8 protein-coding genes are annotated in these 25,528 nt (G+C 45.0%); all 8 read right to left on the reverse strand.

Translation table 11 applies throughout. From position 1 onward, the window contains the following. Positions 1 to 15 precede the first annotated feature (15 nt). A complete protein-coding gene (locus Q0612_RS09605) occupies positions 16 to 2,718 on the reverse strand; it encodes an autotransporter outer membrane beta-barrel domain-containing protein (RefSeq protein ID WP_298884005.1) in 2,703 nt (900 codons plus the stop codon). 362 nt (positions 2,719 to 3,080) lie between these two features. Beyond that, entirely contained in the window at positions 3,081 to 5,903 is a 2,823-nt protein-coding gene (locus Q0612_RS09610) for an Hsp70 family protein (RefSeq protein ID WP_298884008.1), read from the reverse strand. Further along, positions 5,893 to 6,990: a hypothetical protein gene (locus tag Q0612_RS09615; RefSeq protein ID WP_298884011.1), complete on the reverse strand. Its 1,098-nt coding sequence runs from the start codon at positions 6,988 to 6,990 to the stop codon at positions 5,893 to 5,895. Before Q0612_RS09615 ends, Q0612_RS09610 begins: the two co-directional genes overlap by 11 nt. 18 nt (positions 6,991 to 7,008) lie before the next feature. Beyond that, positions 7,009 to 8,142, reverse strand: a complete 1,134-nt coding sequence (locus Q0612_RS09620; RefSeq protein ID WP_298884015.1) for an MBL fold metallo-hydrolase — start codon at positions 8,140 to 8,142, stop codon at positions 7,009 to 7,011. Between the two features lie 242 nt (positions 8,143 to 8,384). Continuing rightward, a complete protein-coding gene (locus tag Q0612_RS09625) occupies positions 8,385 to 14,357 on the reverse strand; it encodes an autotransporter outer membrane beta-barrel domain-containing protein (protein ID WP_298884017.1) in 5,973 nt (1,990 codons plus the stop codon). Positions 14,358 to 15,019: 662 nt separating this feature from the next. Beyond that, entirely contained in the window at positions 15,020 to 19,471 is a 4,452-nt protein-coding gene (locus Q0612_RS09630) for an autotransporter outer membrane beta-barrel domain-containing protein (RefSeq protein WP_298884020.1), read from the reverse strand. 238 nt (positions 19,472 to 19,709) lie between these two features. Further along, a complete protein-coding gene (locus Q0612_RS09635) occupies positions 19,710 to 20,198 on the reverse strand; it encodes a hypothetical protein (protein ID WP_298884023.1) in 489 nt (162 codons plus the stop codon). A gap of 96 nt (positions 20,199 to 20,294) precedes the next feature. After that, a partial coding sequence (locus Q0612_RS09640; protein WP_298884027.1) for an autotransporter domain-containing protein occupies positions 20,295 to 25,528 on the reverse strand: 5,234 nt, incomplete at its 5' end.

The following is a 25,528-nucleotide window of genomic DNA, read 5'->3' on the forward strand; positions in this document are numbered from 1 at the left end:
GTATTGAAAACTCACTTAAAACGTCCAGAACATACCGGCATTCCACTGCCAGTTCTTACGCAGGCTGCCTCCGGTAGAACGCTCTACGTCTGCATAAAGATGGTTGTTCTTGCCAGTCATGCAGGCAAAGCCAAAGCCATATTCAAACCAGGTATCATGGTCATGGTTATCAATACGCAGGCTGTCATTGCCGTTAGTCAAGGTTACACCGTAATTACCGGCAAATTGATGCAGCCAGTTAGCCTTCAGGTAAACAGTGTTCTTTTCGTCCATGTCATACATAAAGTTGCAACCGATACGTCCCAAAACGCTGTTGGGATCGCTTTGGCTTACGTGGATGCCATTGCTGGTGGTATATCTTGCACCACCCAAATAACCCAAAGTAAGCTGTGCCTGCGGCTCAATAGACCAATGCTCGTCAAGATATTTCTTGCGACCATATTCCGCACTAAGGCTGATGCCAGTGTTGTCAAACGCACCGGTAATCTTCTTGCCTTCGGAATCAAACACAGTGAAGTCGCTGTCTGCATCATAAATCTTGAACACTACGTCCAGATAATGGCCTTTATTGCGCAGGTCTGTGTTGTAAAAACCGATAGATTTGGCTTTGAGCTTACCACTGCCGCGGTTGAAGCTGTTCTTGCCGTCATCGTAGGAAAAAGCTACGCCCTGATAACGTTTCAGCTTATCGGTATTTTTTACAACATCGTCATAGCCAAGCTGGTACATGGTGTGGCGGTTGCTGAAGCCATCGCCGCTGTATTTACCGCCCTTGACGCGCACCCAAACGCCTTCTTCATTATTGGTTTCGTGGCGCAGGTCGCCCATGCGCTGCATAAGCTTGTCATCCTCCACCCAGTTGGCAAAGGCCAGTCTTTGGGTTGCATCTACTGCATCTACGCTAGTGGTAGGTTTGTCGGGGATGAATTCTACTTTTTTCAGGTACCAATCGGTGTTATAGCCGTCAGTAGTGCTATCTTGTTTATCTAAAGTGTATTTATTCCAATACAAGGAGCCTTCCTTATCGTTAGCAAAGAAGTTGCCCTTCTCCTCATTGACGCTTACAAGAACTGTGCCTGCAGCGCCGTCAGTATTGCCATCTGCATTAACATTGTTGAGCGTTATGTAGTGATTGCCGGTGTGAGTGCCTGCGATGTACAGTCGGTCACTGTTGTTGGTATTAGTGCTTGCGTCGATGTCCATGTTAATGGTAGCGTTTGTACCGGACATGTTATTGTTGATGTAGATATCTTGGAAAAGCTTGTTACTACTGTATTCGTTATACGTCATGTCCAAACGAGCATGGTTATCTAATGTGAAGTTAGTAAGATTGCTGTCCATCCAACCATTAGCACTGAAATTTTTCCAAACTGCTCCATTTTTGAGAACAATATTAGTTTCCCTACCGCCCCAACTATCCTCTTGAGACGTGTCAACATTACCATAAAAATAAGAATCAGCATTTGTCAGATGTAAGTTGATAGTTCCTTTTTCCTGATTGTTGATAGAACCATTAATCTGTACAGTGCCTTGCTCATTAGTGTTGACATTGATTTGCGCATTTCTTTTTATATTATTTCTACCAGAATATTTCTTGTCTGTCTGTAATGCGGTTATTTTATCTGCCTGGTTCAATGCTGTTGCGTCTGTTCCAATGAAGAGGTTGTCGATATTAATTTTACCCTCATCGGTTGCTTGTATTCCGACGGAGGTAAGATTTTTGCTGTCATTGGTAAAGTTGATAGTTACGGTATTTGCTTCAAAGTTTGATTTTATATCAGAGCAGATACCATAATTACTTTTCCCATCCAGAAAAATATTTGTTGTTCCGCGCAAATTAATAGTAGACGGAGTGTAGTTTACATTACTTAGTTGGGCAAGAACATCATAAGTGCCGTTGGTGATACCGGTAACCTTACCAATACCCTCTGCATGTATATTAATAGTACTGTCAGCGCTGCCATTAATGTGACCATCATAGCTGGTATATAAACCGGCAACTTCTTTGCCGTTGCCACCTTTTGCTTGAGATGTGATATGAATATCGGCGTCATTATTGATATATACATTACCGCCATAAGCAACAACACCCATGGCTCTGTTAAGATAATTGCTATCAGAATTTTTTCCGTCAGGAGTCAGGACTTCAACATCTATGTCCAGCTTACCATTGCAGATAATATTGCCGCCTTGATTACTGTTGCCATCGAAATCACTGCCGGATAATAAACCATAGCCTACACGATGACTGGTAACGTTAATTGTATTTTCTGAAGCATTAAGAGTTACCTTACCTCCTTGATATTCCGGCTGTGGCTGGTCGCCGGTACCAACCTGATTTCTCATAGTTTGGCTCCAGACACCAACTGCACTGGCTCCCTGTTTTGCATAGCCCACATCAATAGTAAACTTTGCGCCATTAACAGTTACATTCGTAGCACCTGAAAAACTGTCAGCTGCTGTGATACCACTGGCATTGGCAACAGTGTTAACGCGAATAGTGCCGCCGTTGTTTATCGTCAGGTTATTACCACCAGATAACAGTATGCCGTTATCATCACTATCATGCCCTGTTATATTGATATCAAGCGGTGCATCATAAACACCGCCGTTTGTAATTGCACTGAAGCCAGCCGCATTAGTGCTTACCGGCACCATGCACAAAATGCTCAAAGCTATTGCTTTAGCTAAAAACTGATTATCCTTTACTTTCATCATAAGCCTCCTTATATTACATAAACCAAATATTATACATGCAATAACTATTTTAAATTATAGCACTGTATCCCCCCCCAGTCAAACTCTTATCCAGGAACACGCTACAATCGATGTAAAAATTCTTTTTATAGTCTTAAATCAGTTACATTTATTACATTTAATTGAAGAGCTATAATAGTTAAGGTTTAGATGGGTACAAGAAAACTTTAAAAAAGTTGTATCTTTGGTAATTTCTGCGCAAAAAAACGCAACGGATATAATATCTGCATCATCCACATAAAATCAAAAAGGACCGTCCCCACAGGCGATACATCATCGCCAGGGACAGTCCTTTTGAACTTCACTTAATTATTATTTCCGTTTTAAATTTCCAGCTTCTTCAGCAGGAACTCCTCCTCATCCTCTGACAGGCTTTCACCATCAAGCATTTTGTAGGCAACGCCAGCAGCCTTGGCCAGACGCATCATAACCTCTGCGCTGTAGTTGCGGTTGAGATTTGCCAAAGTCTGTCTTGCCAGCTCCATAGAAGCAGCAGACACAGTATTGCCACCAAAACGCTGGTCGCAGGCATAGGCCAGGGCAATCAGGCAGCAGACAATCTTGCTGCTGTAGTTTACATCAAGAACAGTGCGGTTATTGATAATGAAGCAAAGGTCCTTCACTGCCTGGTCCACATCAAGACCTGCCGCTCTGCCGCCATCCTCCAGGCGCAGCGCCATGCCCAAGGCATGTGCTGTAACCTGCAGGTTACACTTGTTGCTTTCGCAGTAAGCATCACGCTGGAATACCTCTTGCACAAAGCTGCCAGCAACGCGGCTCTTGCCCAATGCGTACAGGCTTGCTGTATAATAACGGTTTTCAGCTGCCAGCGGCTGCACTTTGGCAACCTGTTCCTTGCTGCCGCAACAGCCAAGTGTATAGATGGCCTGAATATTGACATTAATTTTGAGACCATAGCACGGAAAGCCCTGCAGTACACCCTGCAGCTGGTTCAAACACTCTCTTGCCAAGCTTTGGCGCTGCTGCTCAGTCCAATAAGCAACATGCTTGCGGGCAATGGTGAAAAGACGCAGGCGCAGCTCATCATTATTGGTATAGCACAGCATCTCCAGCAGCGGTCTGGCAAATTCTGCCTTATTACCGGCAGCAGCAATACTGCTGCTGCTCTGGCTAAGCTTGTTGATGACATCCTTCTGCGCATTTCCCTTTGCAGTATACTTGCGGTCACACAAGGTCTGCAGGCCATGCAGCTCATTATGCACGTCCAGCTTAGTGCCGGCGGGAGGATTGAATTTTAACTTAGCAGCAGGTGCATCAGGATTATCACCGCCGATAACGATTTCAGCAGTTTTCTGCTCCAGAATCTGGTGCATATCCACATCACTGCTCAACAGCATCTCCATGCTCAGCACCTTGTTGCTGCCCATGAGCACGCGAATCGCAACGTAGGCACCATCCTTATAACCATGCTCCAGCTTCAGATGACCATTGCCGATGGTCTGGTAAGTGTCGCCAAAGGTACGTCTTTTAATAGGGATGGCAATCTCTGCCTTGTCCGGCAGCAGCTGGAAGCCCTTGATATAGTCTGACTGGTACGGCAGCTCCGTGCCGCCGGCAACAAGCTCCTGTACAGCACCATCACGCATACCAAGATACAGGCTGTCATTAAGAATATTTTTGCCCCATTCAATTGCAGCACGCTGCTGTGCGGCTGCGGCAGCAGCCTTCGGAGCTGCAGCCTTGCCGGGCAAAGGCTGCAGGGCAGGCGCGTCTGCGCCAACCATGCGCATGTCCTCCTGCATTTTAGCAGCATATTTATGCAGGTAGTAATGATATACCGCTGCGCCTCTTGCTACAGCCTGGTCCGGGTCCAGCGCCACAATCGGCTCCAAACCGAAGAATTCGCGCAGGCGGTTGATAACCATGTAGAACTTGCTCATGCCGCCATTGACGATGACTGCATCTACCTTTACCTCACCGGCCAGCTTGGCAGCACTTTTTTGTAAAACGTCAAGAATAGGATAGATGATATTCTTGGTATCCTGCAGGCTGTCGATTTTCTTATAATCAGCAAATTGCAGGCTTTGTCCCATGAAGGGCTGGAGGATTTTTTCTACATCTTCCTGAGTGAAGGTATCATCATAGGCATAACCAATGCCGCCCATGTTGCCGCCTACAGCGAATTCCTCATCATACCAGATAAAGTCGTCATCAGCAGCATAGCCGCTGTCTGCACGCTGGCGCTCGCTCAGCTCCAGCTTCATCTCCTCCGCATAGTTCAGCAGCTGGGGCATAATAGCCTTCTTTTCCTGCTGTAGCTTGCGTACAACCATAGGACTAGTAGAATACTGTTTTTGGTAATGCTCAAACATTACATCAGCAATGGCGCGATCAAAGTCATCGCCGCCTAAAAGAGTGTATCTGTTGGTAGCAATTTCATCTACCTTTAAAACGTCGGGGCAATCCTCACGACGTTTAATCTTGTGCATGGTAATATCCAGGGTGCCGCCACCCAGGTCAAATACCAGCACGTTCTTTTCGCTGTTGAGATCAATAATATGATTAGAAATTTCACCGTTTTGTACCTGGTTAATCAAATCATAGATAACGGCATTCGGTTCAGAAAGCAGCACTGGTCTTTCGCTGCCATCCTTATTGGTAACCTGAATACCGGCTAACGCGGCAGCATCACGTGTTGCCTGGCACATTACGGAGTCAAAGTTAGCAGGTACGGTGATTACCGCATCCTTAATCTCCGTGCGATAAATTTTGCTGGCCTCCCGCAGCATGTGCTGCAGGATACGTGCCGAAACCTGCGCCGGAGTTTTGTCCATAATCTCATCAGCCAAGCCTTCGGCATGGGCACGTCCCATCTGGCTCTTAATAGATTTTGCTACCAGATGCGGGCGCAGCGCATACTGGTTTTTGGCAAAATCGCCTACCAGCGGCTCGTAGCTATATTCCTCACGATAGTACACGCAGGAAGGTAAAAGCGGCTTCTTCTGTGTGTTCAGGCGCACCTTGCCTGCTGCGCTATTGTAAACATCTACAGCACGCGGCAGGTCTACTACCTTGCTGACGATATCGCCATTAGCCTTGAGATTGACCGTAGCCAAAACAGAGTTAGTGGTTCCCAGGTCAATGCCTACGCATAAATCATTGTGTTCTTCATTATTAATCAACATTATCTACAACCTCCTTAACCTTTGGACGAGAAATTTGTACCTGTTTTTCGCTATAAATCCAACCAGGGGAATTTACCTTAACCTGCTTTTCCTCCTCAGCATTGGTAAATGGTGTGCCTTCGTAGTTCCAAAATTCAATATCGCCAGCCTTTACAATGCGCAGCGATTCAGGCTTCAGCATGGGATCAATGTGGCTGTCACGCAAAAATTGTACCAGCTTGCGCACCATAATCAGCAGACCGTTGATTTCCAGCGGCAGCACATAACCACTCTTTTTCACAGCGTCAATACCCTTGCGCAGCATTAGCAGCTCGTCCAGAATACAGCCGTATTTATCAGAATTGAGCTTACCGAAAAACTCTGTCATTTCCTGTAGCTTAACAGCCTCCAGGCGCTCGTCAAATTCACTTTGCAGATCTCTGAGCAGCATATCGGATTGCTCCAGCGCACTTTCAAGGCTTGCCAGCTTTTGCAGCAAACGCTCCTGCTCAGGACTATGAACTTTTTTCGCATTATTATTGGCGGCTGGTGCACTGCTACGGTGCTTGTTGAAGCCATAGGCATAAGTAATGGCGTTTTCCATATCAAAAAGCAGATATTTGCACAGCGTATTGCCAAAGCTGGTAATCAGCTGCTGGTCCTTTTCCTGCTGCAGTGGCTTAATATTGTGGAAAATTACAGCCAAAAGGATTTTATAGTAATGCTTAGGCTTTTTTTCCATGAATTTTTCTCTGGTGCTGCGATACAGCTCAAAAGCCTGCTGGTCACCGTTCATGCTTTTTTCCAACATGATGGCAACGCCGGTAGCATTTTCAAAAACCTCCAGACGTTTTTCTTCGGTGTTAATCTTGAAGTCGCGATAGATTCTGATCATATCGTCAACACTGCAGCTGCAGTCATACTGATTTTGGACAAAATCTGCACAGGCAGCAGGCGACATATGAAGATTGGCGCACAGAGCCTGCAAAGTCAGATTTTCCAACACGATATCCTCGGAAATTCTTTCGAAGCGTCCGGCCTTTTGCAGCACCTTCTCATGAATCTCCTTTAAAATTCCCTGAACCTTAATACTTTTTGTTTCCAGCATTATGCTTCCTCCTAATTTTTAGATTGTATAAATGTCGCCTTCCTCAGGAAACACTACCTGAGTACGGCATTGGGCATCACGCATGAGCTCCTGCTCTACGGTATTACCATAATAACCCTCGGCGCAGTGTACCAGATAGGCCTGCCGCGGGTTCAGCCTGCGAATGAAGCTGAGCATTTCCCCGTAATCCTCATGCAGCGTATAGGCATTGCCAAAGAGACGGTAACGCCAGCTTACCTGCTCCTTGCGCTTAGTACCGATAACAATGTGGGGATGGGCTGCACCATCGTAAAAGCTGCTGTAGTTGTTTTGCTGCAGCACCGGCAGCTGCAGGCTTTCCATCACGTGAATAGCGGCCATGGCCTCCGGCTCGAGGTAGATTGGATAAACCTGCCCGCTCTGTTCCATCTCGCGGTTGAACGCCATCAGAAGCTCCAACACTCTGCCAGGGTCAAAGGCCTGTAGATAAACAGATTGCCCACGTTGCAGGCTGCTCATAACATCACTGATGCGCTGTGGAAGGGTGTTCTTTTTGCGGACTCTGTAGGGTTGCTTGGCATGCAGTGCGCACATCAGCAGTACGTCTACCTGCAGGTCATCCGGTAACCAGCAACCGTCAAGCCCGAAGGCTGATTGCAACGAATAGTCTCCGGTATAGAGTATTTTGCGACCTGCATATTCAAACAGTGTCATCATAGCGCCGGGGATATGCCCCGCCGGGAAAAAGGTGACTGTGTAATCACGCTGCTTGATTTTTTGCAGGTAATTGACAGGCGCAACGCTGCTTAACAAACGCGAAGCTTCGGCTGCTCCCTGCTGACTGCTGTTGACAGCCAGACGATATTCGGCAAGCTGCTTTGTCTGCAACGTCATGTAAACGGAAGCCTGAGGCGCCATCTGCATGAGCTGCGGCAGGTAGCCGACATGGTCGGTGTGTGCATGTGAGATGTAAACGTGGTCAAGCTGCTGCATGCTTTCCATGAATTGCGAGGTGAGCAGGCTACGAAAGTCCGGAGAACAAATTGCTCCGTTGATGCGCTGAAGCCCACAATCGAGCAGGATGTTACTCTGTCCCAGACGCAGGTAGTAGCAGCTGCGGCCTACGCTTTGAGCGCCTCCCAAGGGCATAAAATAGATATCTTTTTGTCGCATGTCTTCCTCCTTTCTGTTTGCTGATATCAGTATAGCAAGCGGCAGTGACAGTTTCTGTCTATCATTGATTTTTTTGATATTTTTTATTTCAATATGATTATACTTTGAAGGATTTAAAATATCATGGAAAAAAAGGTGCGTGTAATAGAGAAAAAGGCCGCTTTACAGCGACCTTTTCTTGACTTTATGAAGCAAGCAGGGGAATACCCCTGCTGCTTTTTACATATTATATTGATGAGAAATCAGAAAGTAAATCTCAAGCCTGCGTCTACACGCCATTTTTCTTCCACATCACCGCCAAAGCTGCGTTCAAAGTCTGCGTAAAGCAGGCTGTTGTCACTCAGCTTAACGGTACCGCCGATTTGTGCTTCGTACCAGGTATCGCCAAAGTCAATGCTGGTTTTGCCTTCAGGCTCGTTTACTGCACGGAAGGTGCTGTCAAACTCGCCGCTGAATTCATGTGCTGCTGCCAGCTTTACAAAGTAGCTTGCATTATCCAGCTTCTGGCCCAGGCGGAAGCCTACACGACCTACCAATGTGTTGAACGCATCCTGCTGAACCTCAAGGTCCTTCTTCACGCCAACGCTGTCCAGATAATCGCTGTGCGCATTGTAGTCCTTGCCGTTGATACGTCCCAAGGTCAGCTCGACGCTCGGATCAAAGTAGAAGCCGTTGTCATTTTCAAAACGCTTGCCATATTCCGCACTGATGCTGGTGCCCCAGGTCTTGTAATCGCCGCTCAGCTTATGACCGCTGTCATTGAATACCTTGTAGTCATTTTCCAGCTTGCTGTACTTGGCGATGATGTCAACATACTGTCCGTCTTCGCTCTTCCAGGTACCGTAAATGCCTGCGCTGTAGGTGGAAAGGTCACCGCGGCCACTGCCATAGGTTGCACTACCATCGTTGTAGGATACTGCTGCACCGACTGTCCAACCATTGCCTGCATCTGCATCATAGCCTAACTGATATGCATTGTATTTCAGGTTGAAGTTAGTCTTTTGGCTGTCCATCTCGTACTTGCCGCCGTAGTATTTTGCCCACAGGCCTTTTTCACCTTCAGACAGACGCAGGTCGCCCATGCGCTTCATCAGGTCATTGTTTTCCGCACGCCACATCATTGCAGTGGAAGCCATAGCAGATTTTGCGCCCTTCATCATAGCGGTTTCTTGCGGTCCATAAAGAACTTCAGGATCCTTTATCTCTTCCGGACGCACGCTACCGCTTACAAGACTACCTAAACCATTGTCAGCTGAGAACTGCATGTCACCAACCTTCTGGCTAGCACTTGCGGCTGTCAGGCCTTCCACTATTTGTACCTTACCAGTCAGGTTCGTCAGCCCCTGCTGCGCTCCCAAGTAGGTCAGCTTCCTGGCCATTTTATCCAGTACGTTTTCTACCTGCTCTGTATCGTGGATATCAATACCTACGTTATCAGTGCTCAAGGTAATGGCGGAGCCTTCTGTAGCATTATTGATGGAAATATCTCCGCCGTTAATGTTATCCGGTGCACTTTCATCATGGCTATACAGCACCATAGTGTTGCCACTATAGTTATCAATAGTGATATTACCGCTGTTCTCCCCGGTCATATCAATAACACCGCGATTTGCTTCGCTGTCGCCACCTGTCAAGTAGCGTACCTTAGTTGTACCATTGTTATACCACACAGAGCCTGTGTCAAGCTTAATGGCAAGTTGCTCAGTAGTGCCGCTTCCATGCCAGGTAGAGCCGTTATTCACAGTAAGCGTAGTTGCTCCTGCAGTTGTGCCTGTCCAGTCCGCACCATTATTAAGGAAGATATTCACGCCAGTATCAGCCAATTCGTCGGGCTTGACTTCGGTAGTAGTAGCTGTCACGTAGTCACCGTGAAAATAGGAGTCTTTACCGTTAAAGCCAAGGTTTATCTGACCGTTAGTGTCTTTTATGATATGCACATCTTCAGTATCTACAATAGTAGGTGCTTCCGTTACTATATTTCCTTGAAGCTGCAACATGTTAGAACCTGCACCACTAACAAGACCATTATCATCTTTAGTTATATTTACATTTACAGTGCTCTTTTGTTTTGAAAACTTCTGGTCACTTTCTTCAAAACCTTGATAACCTCCAGCCCAAATAGCATTGGCTCCATCAAGAGCAATAATTTTTCCTCCACCAATATCAATATTAGAGGCGCAAGCCAATATACCAGTTGCAGCTTTGGTTCCATTTACTTCAATATCTACCAATCCATCAATGATAATTTTTGCTGGGGTATCATCAGAAAAATTATTATCATTTTCGTCAACGTTAAGATTTATGCCACAAATTGCTGCTCCATATTGAGGATTATTATTATTCTCGGCCCTGATTTTTACTATTTTTTTGTTTAAATCTCCCTCACCATTATAAACATGGACAGTTGCACCATTATTTGCCAAAATACCGGAAGTCAAATCATTGTTATCTGCTTTTGCATATATTTCAATGTTTCCAGGATTATATATCTCCAATAGGCCACGACCTAATTCTTCAGAGTTTGTAAAAGCTGCCAAGCCAAGAGCAGTATTGTTTTCATCTCCCGTAACATTTAGTTTTAAGTCATGGTTGTTCATATTGATATTGGTAGAATATAAAGGCATATCTTCATTTTGCGGATTATTACCTACTGATAATATTGCAAACTGAGCTTCATCATTGCTCTGAAAGTCTATGCTGACATTATTGTTAAAATTATAACTATGATTTGTCTCATCTATTACATCACTATAATCTTCTTCACCATCTTCACCCAAGAATCCTAAAATAGGGGAAGTGTAATTTTTATACTCTTTCTCAACATCAAATGATTCCATAGACGCTTTATTCATTCTGCTCATACGCATAAACGCAGCTCTTTGGGGAACAGTCGAAGCTAAAGCACCTTGTCCGTTAGAATTATTGAAAACAATATTTCCCAGAGCTTTGGTAGCACTGCTTGCTGTCAATCCTTCAGTAATTTTAACATAGCCATCCAAATTGCGTTCACCATCTGCGTAAGAAGTATAGTAGAGCTTGCTAGCAAGATTATTAAGAGTATCATTTACAGTAGCAGTATTTGTCATATCAATATTGCTGTTATCTGTAATCATATTTACTACGGCATTTTCGCCATCTAATTTGGATGCCTTACTAATGGTTACATTACCAATATTGTCAAAACTGTTGTCATTATCATGCGCCATAAACACATTAATATGACCATCAAGATTACCAATTGTCAAACCAGCGGCTTCTTTTTGGAAGATATTGCCTGCTGCTACTGAAGAATTACCGCCATGCAGATTTGTAACTAAACTAGCTATACTATTCGTTGTTACCTGACCAGTGCTCCATTGATTGTACCCATTAACAGCATTTGTCCAGCTTGCGCCGTTTTGCAGATACAGGTTATTGGTACCATTACCATAGATATGACCTTTGATATAAGAAGCATCCGTTGTAAGTCCCAGATTAATAATTCCTTGACCGCCATACCATTTTGTAGTAGAAGCAGCATTGCCAACAATCTGCACTTTGTTATTTCCAGCACCAGTTACATTGCCTTCAGCATCTTCCAGCATGTTTACGTTTACGCTTGCATTTGCACCTACTGACCAGATTGCATCATAATTAGGTGAACTAATCTTACCGCCGCCAACGCTTACCTTACTATAAGCACCTTTGGCATACAAGGCAGTTGCCTTATTTGTTTCTATATCAACAAGGCCATTTATTTTTACTGTATTTGAACCATCCTTAGTAGAACCGTTCTGACTCATAGCATAAACTGCCTGCCAGTTCATTTCATATCCTGGAGTTGGAATACCGCCTCGAATCTTGACAGCGTGCTCTTCACTGTTGTCATTATTGATAAATACATGTGCACCGGTATTGCTAGTACCTGCAGTTGTTGCACGGATAGCGCTACCATAATAGTAATTATTTGAAGAATTAATAGTAATAGCTCCAGGATTATCAATCACAATCGTGCCTTCACGGTAGGCTGCAATTGCTGCCGCTGTCCACATCGGTTGGCTACCAGTAGTTCTAGGAGTAGGATAAGCGCCAAAAATTACATCGAGATTATGCCCTTGCATATCCATTGTATAGGAAGGACCATTAGCTGTTTTATCAGCTGTCGATTCGTATGGTTTATCACCCCAATTATTTATTGCCGCACAATATAATGCACTATTAGCAGAAATCTTGGGACTGTTCTCGTTAAGCTTTACATTAATGATTGCATTATCATTAAAGGTGTATTCTAATTTTTTAGTTTCAGGATTCTCACTGGTAATACTTTGATAACCATCATCATTTATTAAGCCAAAAATAACATTTGTAAATGCATTATAAACCTTATTTTCCCTCTGTGCCTGACCTGTAGTCTCATTAAACGTCAGGTTACTAAAATTTTTTGCTACAGATTGCGACGTCAGGCCTTCTGTCAGTTCCACACGTCCACTAAGATTCCTTTCACCTGTCGTATAAGCATTATAATACAGCTTAGCCGCCAGATTATCCAATGCAGCATTCACATCTGCATCACTAATATTATCTCTTTGCGTAGCAAGCGTAATACTAGAAGGAACAGTACTTAAGACATTATGTTTGCTTTCACCTATTTCTTCGTCATATATTTCCTGTGAAAGTATCGTCTTAGGAGTTGCCGAAGTAATTGTTATTGTTCCACCATCCATTATTGAAGAGCCTGCATTATGCTGATAGAAAAACGTAGTGTTACCTGCATATTTGTCAATTGCAAGATTGCCGCTGCCCATATGTACATAGCTACGTCTGTAAGCAGAATCAGATGCATTTAAGCTTTTTACTCTTTGGTTAAGTGTAGTTTCCGTAAAATCCCATGTTGTATCATAACCAGAATCCACGGTAATCCCATTATCCAAGGCTGTACCTGCCCACTTAGCACCATCACGTAAGTATATGTCAATATTCCCTTTAGCGTTGCCAGTATATGTTTTCAATCCTTGTACGCCAAGATTTATCTTGCTGCTCGAATCTGTTAACAAGTTTCCTTTTACATCATTTTGGCTACTAAATACAGTAGCGTTATCATAACCTACATCCGTTAGATGTTCAATATCAACACCTAAGTTTATATTGCTATCGTTGGTGGCTACCGCAAGATATTTGCCATCAGCGACGGTAGCATTAATACCTGCAGTACCGGTTTTAGTTGTGTAGCCTTCTTTAGAAGTGTTAATCTTCAACTTACCGACGTTAATCCTACCACCATTAGTTGCCACAAAAATATTACCATTATCGCTCTTGTAAGTCGTTTGTACTGCATCAATATCAACCAAACCATTATTGTCTGCAACTACTACATCACTACTCGCTAAAACTGTTCCCGAATTTCCGCTATTCGTGCTGGCATAAATTACTTTGCTTGTCTCACTGCCGCCACCAGCATAAATCGCGTTACTGTTGCTATTTCCGAAAGCTGTAATATTCAATTTGTCTGCTTGAATACTTACAACCCCCTTCTGATTATTATAAATACCATAAACCACATCACTGCTACTTCCTGTAGCATTAATGTTAACAGTATTGCTTACTGTACTGGCACCCAATTGATTAGTTACATATAAGTCCTTTTCAGCGCCCTTGACTGCAGCTTTGATATTTTCATTGGTCAAATCAGGAGTGATGTTGTAATCGACAATACTAGTAGACTTATTCCACATCAATGTATTAGCAGGAATTGTTCCCCCATTTACAGTAGTTGTTGCCTGTTTGATATCATATTGGTCTGCGCTACCATCATTAACCAAAACCTGCTTCCAGGTCCCACCATCAATACTGAAGCCATCAATATGGTTTTTATTATTAACATTGGAAATATCTATAGTTGCATGGCGAGCAATATCATTATCCCTATCCAAAATTGACATAGTCATATAACCATAACGATAGTTATACGTCACATCATTATCAAATTTATATTTATCCTTAAGCTGATTAAAAATGCTGCTAGTAGAGGTTGCTGTCAAATCAGTAGAATTAACCTTCATATTGCCAAAAATGTAATTATCTTTGACCTTATTAGTAACAATTACATTACCACCTTGTACTTTAGTCCCATCCATGCGATATGTATATGTGTGAGGATTATCATAAGATTCACCTACCGCACTATTTATTTTTTCATTTACATCAACATAGTGCCCAAAGAAATTCTTTTTGAACATATTGGTGTTATTGCTAGCAGCAAAACTTACAGAACTAACTAAGCTACACCCTAGCGCAACTGCAATACCTAATACTATTTTCTTTGACTTAAAAAGTGATTCTTTTGATGACATTTGTTTTGCTCTCCTTCCTGTTTTAAACACAAGCGTATTTTTTCAGACTAAGCAATCACTCTACCCTCCTCTAAGAAAATTATATTATAAAGGTCTTCATACATACTGTACTTTGCTTTTAATGCTGCAACAACAAAAGGCATAATTTCACAAGGGCGAGATACACCCTTGTGAAATTATGCCTCAGATTAATTCACTGTTCCACTTTCTTAGCCGCTGACCGACTTTACGTCCTTCTGGCAGGTAAGCTTTCGCTATTTCGCAGGCTAAAGCAAAGTTACGCATCTAACCATAAAGTATACATCATATTTGTAATGTTGCATGCTTGTTATGGTTAAATAGTATATATTATTATATATCAATGTTATCACTTAGCTATTTTTTTGTCAAGTACTTCTTCCTTATACGCAAACGCCAAAAGCATACTAAAGTTTTCTAAAAAAACGCATCTGTGGCAACCAGATTTACAATGTTTTGCCACAGATGCTAAAATGATGAGTGATAAGGAGTAGCGATTGTATGAGTAATTGATTATAGACAGATTTACTTTAGAACGTAAATCTCAAGCCTGCGTCTACACGCCATTTTTCTTCTACGTCACCGCCGAAGCTGCGTTCAAAGTCTGCGTAAAGCAGGCTGTTATCACTCAGCTTAACAGTACCGCCGATTTGTGCTTCGTACCAGGTATCGCCAAAATCAATACTGGTTTTACCTTCAGGCTCGTTCACTGCACGGAAGGTACTGTCAAATTCGCCGCTGAATTCATGTGCTGCTGCCAGCTTTACAAAGTAGCTTGCATTATCCAGCTTCTGCCCCAGGCGGAAGCCTACACGGCCTACCAATGTGTTGAACGCATCCTGCTCTACCTGCATATCCTTCTTCACGCCAACGCTGTCCAGATAATCACTGTGCGCATTGTAATCCTTGCCGTTGATACGTCCCAAGGTCAGCTCTACGCTCGGATCAAAGTAGAACCCGTTGTCATTTTCAAAACGCTTGCCATATTCTGCGCTGATGCTAGTGCCCCAGGTCTTGTAATCGCCGCTCAGCTTATGACCGCTGTCATTAAATACCTTGTAGTCATTTTCCAGCTTGCTATACTTGGCGATGATATCAACATACTGTCCGTCTTCGCTCTTCCAGGTACCGTAAATGCCTGCACTGTAGGTGGAAAGATCACCGCGGCCATTGCCGTAGGTGGCATCACCATCGTTGTAGGATACTGCTGCGCCGACGGTCCAGCCGTTGCCTGCATCTACATCATAGCCTAACTGATATGCATTGTATTTCAAGTTGAAGTCAGTATTCTGGCTGTCCATCTCGTACTTGCCGCCGTAGTATTTTGCCCACAAGCCTCTTTCACCTTCAGACAGACGCAAGTCGCCCATGCGTTTCATCAGGTCATTGTTTTCTGCACGCCACAGCATTGCGGTGGAAGCCATAGCAGATTTTGCACCCTTCATCATTGCGGTTTCCTTGCTGCCGTACATGATTGGTACGTAAGCATCCGGAGTATGAATGCTGCCTGCAATCAGGCTACCTTCACCGTTCTCTTTGTTGAAGTCCAGGTCTGCCAGACGGATTGCCATAGAGCCTGCAGTCAGGCCTTCAGCAATACCAACCTTGCCATCCAGATTGATTTCCGGTGTCGGGTTATCCTCGGTAGCAACTGCTTCGTTATAAATCAGCTTTTTGCCCAGAGCGGAAAGTGTGTTGACCACCTTATCCTGGTCACTGGTATCGATGCCGCTGCGGTCGGTATAAAGCGTAATGCCCGCATTTTGGCCGTCGGTCTTAGTTGCCTTGTCAACAACAATGTTGCCGAGTGCATCGAAGCTTGCGTTGCCGTCTTCGCCATTTTCATGTGCCAGATATGCGTTTACATAACCGGACAGATTTTGGATATTGAGGTTCTCAGATTCATGCTGATAAATATTACCGGCATGAGCACTGTCTGCACCACCATAAAGGTTGCTTATATTGCTGATAATATTTTTGGTGCTAATAGAACCAGTGGACCAGTTATGCGTTACAACAGGCATATTATCCCAAACGGCACCATTGCGCAGATACAGATTATTGTTACCAACGCCGAAGAAATGACCTTTCAAATAGGAATCAGGAGTGTTCAGACCGACATTAATTGTGCCATTGGAGCCATAAAACGGCGTAGCTGTCGAAACGTCGCCTTCAATCTGCAGATAATTGTTGCCTGCATCTATAACGTTGCCTTCTGCATCCTTCTGCATATTCAGGTTAATCAAAGCTTCATTACCAGCAGTCCAGATAGAGGAATAATTATGAGAAACAATGCGGCCACCACCGATGTCAATCGTCGCATAGTTACCACGAGCAAATAAAGATGCACAATTCTTTACATCAATATCAACAAGGCCCTTGATATCTACAGAGTTACCGTTTTCTGCTTTAGTACCATTTTGCGTCGTTACCTCAATCGCACGCCAGTTGAGCTGATAGCCCGGAGTATCAATGCCGCCACGAATCTTCACAGCATGCTCCTTGCTATTATCATTATTGATAACTACATGAGCACCAGTTGCGCCAGCAGCAGCAGTAGAGGCTCTGATAGCACTGCCGTAATAATAGTTATTGTTAGATTTCAGATACAAAGCGCCAGGATTATCAATGGTAATTGTACCGTCGCGGAAGGCACCGATAGCTGCTGCCGTCCACATCGGCTGACTGCCTGTAGCGGCTGCTTCCGGGAAGGCACTGAAAATAATGCTTAAGTCATGCCCCTGCATATCAATCGTGTAGCTTGGACCACCCTTAGTAGCAGCTGCCGTGCTATTATAAGCCTTATCACCATAGTTCGTTACAGCTGCGCAGTAAAGAGCAGCTCTTCTCATCCACGGCATACGCGGATCAACATTCAGCTTCGTTTCAATCAAAGTATCCTTATCAAATGTATATTTTAAATCGCCGTCTGCAGCACTGCCGCTCATCACGTCGCCATAAACGTCCTTATCCTTAGTTGTATCACCAAAGATAATAGCATTAAACGGCTTTTCCACCTTGCCTTCTGTCTTTGCCTGACCAGTTGCTTCGTCAAAGGTCAAATTGCTATAGAACTTAGAGATGGACGAAGTCGTCAAGCCTTCGGCAACTTCTACACGACCGCTCAGATTACGCTCACCGTCTACATAAGCACTATAGGTCAGCTTTTTAGCCAGATTATCCAGAACAGAATTTACTGCACCTTCATCAGTAGTATCTATACCATCTACAGAAGTCTGTAAATAAACGGTAGAAGGTGTTTCTGTCACAGAATATTCTTCACTACCAACACCACCACTCAAATTTTTTACCGGTGCTGCGCTCTTAATTGTCAAATCGCCGCCAAGAATCTTGCTTGCATCAGCCGCATCATGCTGATAAACGAAGGTTGTATTGCCGGAATATTTATCAATCGTCAGATTGCCTTCACCAACATTAATATAGCTTCTCTTGGAGGATGATTCGGCACCCTTATGCTGTTTAAGATGCTGAGCAGCATTAGAGGTAATGTTCCAAAGAGCTTCGCTGCCCAAATTCAAAGCTACATCTTCACCTATAGCATTGCCTTCCCAGCCTGCACCCGTAGTGAAATACAAATTAACATTTCCCTCTGCATCACCTTGGTAGTTATACTTACCGGCGAGGCCAAAATTAATTTTACTGTCAGCATCTGCCTTCATATTGCCGGTAACATTGTTGCTTCCTTTTAAAACAGTAGCCTTATCATAATCTACACTGTCAAGATGCTCAACACTGACACCTGCATTAATCGTACCGCCGTTTTCAGCCAATGCCAAATACTTGCTGCTGTCACCCATTGTTATTTTCAGCCCGGCAGTACCCTTTGTCTTATGTCCAATGTTGATAATGCCACCATCATGAGCATACAACAAATTGCCTGTAGCAGTTTCCAAACTGCTTTGGCCGGATGTCAGGTCGATTACACCATTCTTGCCGGCTTCGAGAACATTGCCGTTCGCCTTCAGCGCTACACCGACACTGCCGTCAGCAGTAGATTCCAAAATAACCTTGCTGGTATAATCCGCATTATTACCGGCATAGGCAGCGTTGCTCTGCTCATTGCCGTCCGCAGTAATCGTCATTTGGGCATCCTTAAGATGTACCAGGCCCTTCTTATCATTGTAAACACCATAAACTCTGTCGGTATTTTTTCCCTCGGCTTTAATGGTCATCTTACTGTTCCAGGTACTGGAGCCCAATACGTTGGTAACATATAAGTCCTTTTCAGCGCCGCGTACAGCTGCCTTTATTGTTTCCTTAGAAAGGTCCGGAGCAACTGTCAGTCCATAACGGGAATCGGTTTCACCAACATACCAGGTGTTTGCCGGTATTGTCGAATAACCCTGCGCAGTATCAACCTGTTTGATATCATATTCCTTATTATTGCTGTCATTGCTCAAAACAGTTTTATAGGTACCGCCTGTCAGATAAGAGGTACTGCTCATATCATCAGTAAATTTAACATTTCCTACACGCAATACATTGCCGTCATCATCAAGAATGCGTATAGATATGTAATCAAAGCCGTAATAATGAGTCAAGCCCTCAGCCGGTTTCAGCTTTTTCAAAATACCGGCACTGACCTTCTTCACAGTTTCCAAAGAACAATCCGGTAAATCACTGGCTTTAACATCAAAGTTTGCATAAATAGTAACGCCACTTACGCTCGTGCCACCCCAAGGAGAGGGTTCTTCATAACGCATATCGGCAGCCATAGTAATATCGCCGCCAAGCACCTGACCGGTAGCCTTATCATAGCCAAACACATAATTGTCAGGCTCTTGGTAGCTTTTACCTATCTGGTCACCGTTTACCGCATGACTCCAGGTAATACCACCTGCATATTCACTGCTCGTCATGTCATAGGTAGCAGCACTTGCAACACTCATCAAGCTGCAGCCTAAAGCGACGGCAATACCTAAGGCTATTTTTTTGCTTCGAATCCAAGATGATTTTGCCATAATAATAAACACCCCTTGCAAAAACACCAGACAACGATAAATAACAGCAGGGTGTCCATCTCCTGACTGTCACTTCCTCTATCATAAAGCAGTCCACTCTCACATCAACCGCTTATCAGGAACCAAAGAATTATTCTATAAATGCGTAACTTACTTGAACGTATCAACGACAATATTCTCTTGTCAGCTAACTTCTATATTGCAGCATGCCTCCTATGTAAATACATGCTCAACTAACTTATTTTTTCCAGATTGCCTCCATAATATTGCTGTATTGCGCTTCCAGGAACTTCAGCGCCTCACCGATGATTGCGTTCAGCAGCACCGGATTGAAGGTGTTGTTTTCTGCTGTAATGCAGGCATTCAGCATGAAATCGCCCTTTTCGGAAACGGTAAATTTAAAAGGACGTACATTGTTGTTCATGTTGTTGATTGCTGCAGCCAGCTCCGACAGCTTTGCTTCCGGAATTACCTGCGGTGCAATCTGCACCTGTAAAATAATGTAGACACTGTCATCCATCAGCACAGCCATCGGCAGAATCTGTCCCTTTACTTCCATACGGCTACGGAAAATTGTAGTATGACGTTCATCCTCGATTTTTTGCACGTCAAAGCAGTCTATTTTGTTATCTGTCAGAAACTGCTGCATTTTTTCAATTTTATCAGCACGCTTCTGCTCCATATCCAAAACCTTTGTCTCTTTAGTTTCTTTAACTTTTTCTGTCATTTTAAAGTCTCCTTTGACATTTTATTTAAGGGGGCGTTGGCGCTGCGGCCGCCGCCCCGCTTAGAACATTTTTACGTTGCCTGCATACCCTAAAGCTTAGAAGCTCCAGCGCAAACCAGCATCCAGACGCCAGTCATTGCTGCCGGTGTCGCCGCCAAACTTCTTCTCGAAGGTAGCGTATACATAAGAATTGTCGTTTACCTTCATGCTGCCGCCCAACTGCCATTCAAACCAGGTTCCGCCAAAATCAACTGCTGTGCTGCTTGTAGGCTCATTTTCAGCTACGAAGGTTGTAGTAAAGTCGCCGCTGAATTCATGTGCCAGGGCAAATTTCGTATAGAACATTGCCTTGTCAGTTGTTTTGCCAATTCCCAGACCAATGCGTCCGATTGCACTGGTAAAGGCATCCTGGCTGACATACATGTCCTTCTTCAAGCCTTTGGAGTCGAGGAAATCGCTGGCTGCACTATAGTCAGCTCCTGCAACACGTCCAACAGTAAACTGTACGCTCGGATCAATGTAGAAGCCGTTCTGCATCTGCATTCTGCGGCCATATTCAGCACTCAGGGACAGGCCCCAGGTATCATAATCGCCTTCCAGCTTATGGCCCATGTCATTATAAACTGTATAATCATTATCAAGCTTGCCACCTTTAACGATTACATCAGCATAATGTCCCTTGTCGCTGTTCCAGCTACCATATACAGACAGGCTGACAGCCTTGCCGTCACCATGACCGCCCATTTCGTAGGTGTTCTTGCCCTTGTTGTAGCTTACTGCCGCACCAAAGAGCATGTTGTTGTCCAGCTGCTTGTCATAGCCTAACTGATATGCATTAAAGCTGGTGCTGTACTTGGTATTCTTAGCATCAAAGCTGTTCTTGCCGCCGTAGTAACGTGCCCACAGGCCGCTTTCCTCATTTGCCAGACGTACATCACCTATACGCTGCAGCATATCGCTGTTTTCGCTACGCCACAGCAAAGCTGTGGAAGCCATAGCGGATTTAGCACCGCGCATCATAGCTGTTTCGCTGCTGCCGTAAATAATTTCCGGATCAGTACGCTTAATGCTGCCATCCTTATAATTACCCTGGCCATGCTCACCGTAGCTAATATCACCGTAAACCTTAACCTTCGTCAGGCCTTCGGCAATTTCCACATGACCGCTCAGATTATCAGGATTACTGCCGGCATCTGCATAATACAGCTTCTTGCTCAGCTCGCGGAAGAGTTTTTCAATATTATCAGTTTCAGTATAGCTGAGGTTGTCGGAATTATCGGTTCTCAAGGTAATACTGCTGCCTTCGGCTGCTTTGTCGATATTCAGCGAACCGCCGCCGAACTTGATATTATTCAGAGCGTTAGTTGCAGTATCCTTATCAGCAGTATGCTTGTAGTTAACAACAACATTGCCACTATAATTACCTACAGCAATATTACCTGCGTTAGCATCAGTCTGATTAATAATACCGCCATTACCCTTCAGGCTGCGCAACTTGCTGTTGCCGATATTGTTCCATTGTGCCTTGCTGCTGTTCAGATTCAGGTTAACGTTATCTCCGTCAGCATTACCGGTCCAGATACCCATATCAGCATAAATATTGATTACTGCGTCACCGACGGTGCTTACATCACCTGTAAGCTTGCTCTCGGCAGTTCCCAGTCCGATATCTACGCTGCTGCCGGCTGCTGCGAGAACGTTGCCGGTAATATCAGTAAGGGTGTTTCCTGCCGCATTATTATTGGTGTTAATGCTGAGCTTACCTTTATTATCCGCAGTTACATCGCCTTTAACAGTGCCGCCGGCAAGCTCAATGCTGCCTGCATCTGCCTTCACTGCATTACCGCTGCCTACGGTGATATTTGTCAGGCCATCTGCTTTAATACTGCTGCTTGCGCCATTAGCAATAAATGCACTGTCTGCAGTTACAGCGCCGGTGTTATGCAGAATGATTTTGCCGCCGTTTTCTGCCAGTAAAGCCTGACCTGTAGCCTTTATGTCCATCTTATTAAGATTTTTGAATTCAATGGTAATTGCATCTGCTTTCACAGCATCAGCACCGGAATTCAAGCTCATGCTCTTATTATTAAGCTGCAGCTGCAAATCTCTGCCTGCTCCGACGGAAGTACCTGCGGTAGTAATAATGCTTCTATCCTTGCTGAAGTCGTAAACAGCATTATCTGTATGCAGTACGCCAGCAAGCTTATACTCTTTATCCTGCTTCCATTCGCCGGTAATCTGACTTGTAAAGTTATCTTTTGTCTGTTCTTCAGGATAGGTTACATTCGGAGTAACGCTGCCATCCTTAAGGCTGCCCTGACCGGTCGTCTTATCATAGGCAATATCACCGGTTTGTTTAACAACGGAGCTTGCTGTCAGACCTTCTGCCAACTTAACATAACCGGTAAGATTCCGCTCGCCGGTAATATAACCAGTGTAATACAGCTTGTTAGCTAAAGCATTCAAAGCATTAGCAATACTATCCTCATCACTGAAGTCTACACCGCTTCTGTCCGTCAGCATGGTAATCTTGCTGTTGGCTACTGCCTTGTTAACGGTAAAGTTACCGCCGTGTACTTCAGCAGGATTGCTGCTGTTGTGCTTGTAAATGACTGTTGCGTCACCGCTGTAGCTGCCGATGGTTACGCTAGCTGCAGCGTTAGTCATATCAACTATGCCGTTAGTAGCATTGAAGCTCTTCAGGCTGCTTGCACCGCTGTTGTTCCAGGTGCTGCCGTTCAGTGTCAGGCTGAAGTCTGCACTAGTGCTTGCACCTGTCCAGATGCTGCCATTTGTCAATACTGCACTGCCTGCAGCGCTCGTGCTGCCGTTCCACTTGCTGTTGTCGGCAGTAAGGCTCAGACCTGCACCGCTGTTGTCACCGCTCCAGCTACTGTCTGTCAGATTTACTGTTGCGTTGCTGCCAGTGTTTGCGCCGTTCCAGCTTGCGCCGTTGGTCAAAGTAATATCTGCCTTGGCACCGCTGTTAATGCCATTCCAGGTAGAAGCGTCCAGTTTAATTGTGCTGCCTGCACCACTGCTGTCGCCTGTCCAGCTTGTGCCGTTAGTCAGCGTTGCGTTCAGTTTGCCGGTGTTGGCTCCGTCCCAGGTACCCTTGCTCAGGCTCATGGTAGTATTGCCGCTGTTGTCACCAGTCCAGCTTGCGCCTTCCTTGAAGTTCAGCTCTACGCTGCCGTCAGCATCTGTTGCCACATTGCCGTTCAGCTTGCTGAGGTTCTTGGCTGTAACCTTCGCACCCTTGCCATTAGCATTAATATCGCTGCCTATGATGGTATCAGCAGAATCAATCGTTACTGCTGCATTTGCGCCATTTGCGCTCACTGCACCGTTGACTTTCGCAGATTTCGTTGCCTTAATCGTTACAGCATTATTTGTGCTTACGTCACCGTTCAGCGTTGCGTTAACTGCAGTGATATCCACCTTGCTATTGTTGGCGTTGATTGCTTTCGCACCACTTACTGTCAGGCTGCCTGCATCCTGAACTGTCAGCTTGCCACCGCTTGTTGCGATGCCGTCACCGCTGTTGGCAGTAATCGTCATATCGTTGTTGTTCAGCTTCAAGGTTGTATCCTTAGCTGTAGTAATTGCACTGCTGTCGGTAGTAATCGTGGTTGCGTCTTTCGTGAAGTTATAGATATTATTATCGACGGTGTTGGAGAGTACGCCGGCCTTACGGTATTCCTTATCGGTCAGATGCTCACCGGTAATGCTTGTTACAAAGGCTGTTCTGTCCTGTTCGGTCGGATATACAGGTCCCGGTGTTACAGTCTTGTGGTCCGCACTGCCCTGACCTGTTGTCTTGTCATAGACAATGCCTGCGGTCTGTTTAGCAACAGAAGTTGCTGTCAGGCCTTCGGCTATCTTCACAGTACCGTTCAGGTTGCTTTCTGCCCCGCCTATTGCTCCCATGTAGAACAGCTTGCCTGCCAGTGCATCCAATGCTTCGTTAATCTTATCCTCATCCGTCGTATCTACGCCGGTGTTATCCGTCAGCATGGTAATCTTGCTGTTGGCTGCTGCCTTGTTAACGGTAAAGTTACCGCCGTGTACTTCAGCAGGATTGCTGCTGTTGTGCTTGTAAATGACTGTTGCGTCACCGCTGTAGCTGCCGATGGTTACGCTAGCTGCAGCGTTAGTCATATCAACTATGCCGTTAGTAGCATTGAAGCTCTTCAGGCTGCTTGCACCGCTGTTGTTCCAGGTGCTGCCGTTCAGTGTCAGGCTGAAGTCTGCACTAGTGCTTGCACCTGTCCAGATGCTGCCATTTGTCAATACTGCACTGCCTGCGGCATTAGCATTGCCATTCCACTTGCTGTTGTTAGCAGTCAGGCTCAGACCTGCACCGCTGTTGTCACCGCTCCAGCTGCTGTCGGTCAAGTTAACCGTTGCATTAGCGCCGTTATTGGCACCGGTCCAAGTAGAAGCGTTGCCCAACGTAATGTTCGCATTCGCGCCGCCGTTAGCTCCTGTCCAGGCTGCTTTATCTGCCTTAACGGTTACGCCGTCTGCAGTATTGCCTTTGCTCCAGCTTGCGCCGTTGGTCAAAGTAATATCTGCCTTGGCACCGCTGTTTGCACCATTCCATGTAGAAGCATCCAGCTTAATCGTGCTGCCTGCACCACTGCTGTCACCGGTCCAGGTTGTACCATTTGTCAGAGTTGCGTTCAGCTTGCCGGTATTAGCTCCGTTCCATGTGCCCTTGCTCAGGCTCATGGTAGTGTTGCCTGCATTGTCGCCACTCCACGCTGCGCCTTCCTTGAAGTTCAGCTCTACGCTGCCGTCAGCATCTGTTGCCACATTGCCGTTCAGCTTGCTGAGGTTCTTGGCTGTAACCTTCGCACCCTTGCCATTAGCATTAATATCGCTGCCTATGATGGTATCAGCAGAATCAATCGTTACTGCTGCATTTGCGCCATTTGCGCTCACTGCACCGTTGACTTTCGCAGATTTCGTTGCCTTAATCGTTACAGCATTATTTGTGCTTACGTCACCGTTCAGCGTTGCGTTAACTGCAGTGATATCCACCTTGCTATTGTTGGCGTTGATTGCTTTCGCACCACTTACTGTCAGGCTGCCTGCATCCTGAACTGTCAGCGTACCGCCGCTTGTTGCGATACCATCACCGCTGTTAGCAGTAATCGTCAGATTGTGGTTGTTCAGCTTCAAGGTTGTATCTTTGGCTGTAGTAATTGCACTGATGTCGGTAGTAATAGTTGTTGCGTCTTTCGTGAAGTTGTAGATATTATTATCGACGGTGTTGGAGAGTACGCCGGCCTTACGGTATTCCTTATCGGTCAGATGCTCACCGG

The sequence above is a fragment of the uncultured Phascolarctobacterium sp. genome, from assembly GCF_937920985.1.
GTDB lineage: Bacteria > Bacillota > Negativicutes > Acidaminococcales > Acidaminococcaceae > Phascolarctobacterium_A.

Bases quoted from the DNA above. Each gene is read 5' to 3' on its own strand.
- Q0612_RS09635 (WP_298884023.1), bottom strand. From the start codon at position 20,198: ATGACAGAAAAAGTTAAAGAAACTAAAGAGACAAAGGTTTTGGATATG.
- Q0612_RS09605 (WP_298884005.1), bottom strand. From the start codon at position 2,718: ATGATGAAAGTAAAGGATAATCAGTTTTTAGCTAAAGCAATAGCTTTG.
- Q0612_RS09630 (WP_298884020.1), bottom strand. From the start codon at position 19,471: ATGGCAAAATCATCTTGGATTCGAAGCAAAAAAATAGCCTTAGGTATT.
- Q0612_RS09615 (WP_298884011.1), bottom strand. From the start codon at position 6,990: ATGCTGGAAACAAAAAGTATTAAGGTTCAGGGAATTTTAAAGGAGATT.
- Q0612_RS09610 (WP_298884008.1), bottom strand. From the start codon at position 5,903: ATGTTGATTAATAATGAAGAACACAATGATTTATGCGTAGGCATTGAC.
- Q0612_RS09625 (WP_298884017.1), bottom strand. From the start codon at position 14,357: ATGTTCAAAAAGAATTTCTTTGGGCACTATGTTGATGTAAATGAAAAA.
- Q0612_RS09620 (WP_298884015.1), bottom strand. From the start codon at position 8,142: ATGCGACAAAAAGATATCTATTTTATGCCCTTGGGAGGCGCTCAAAGC.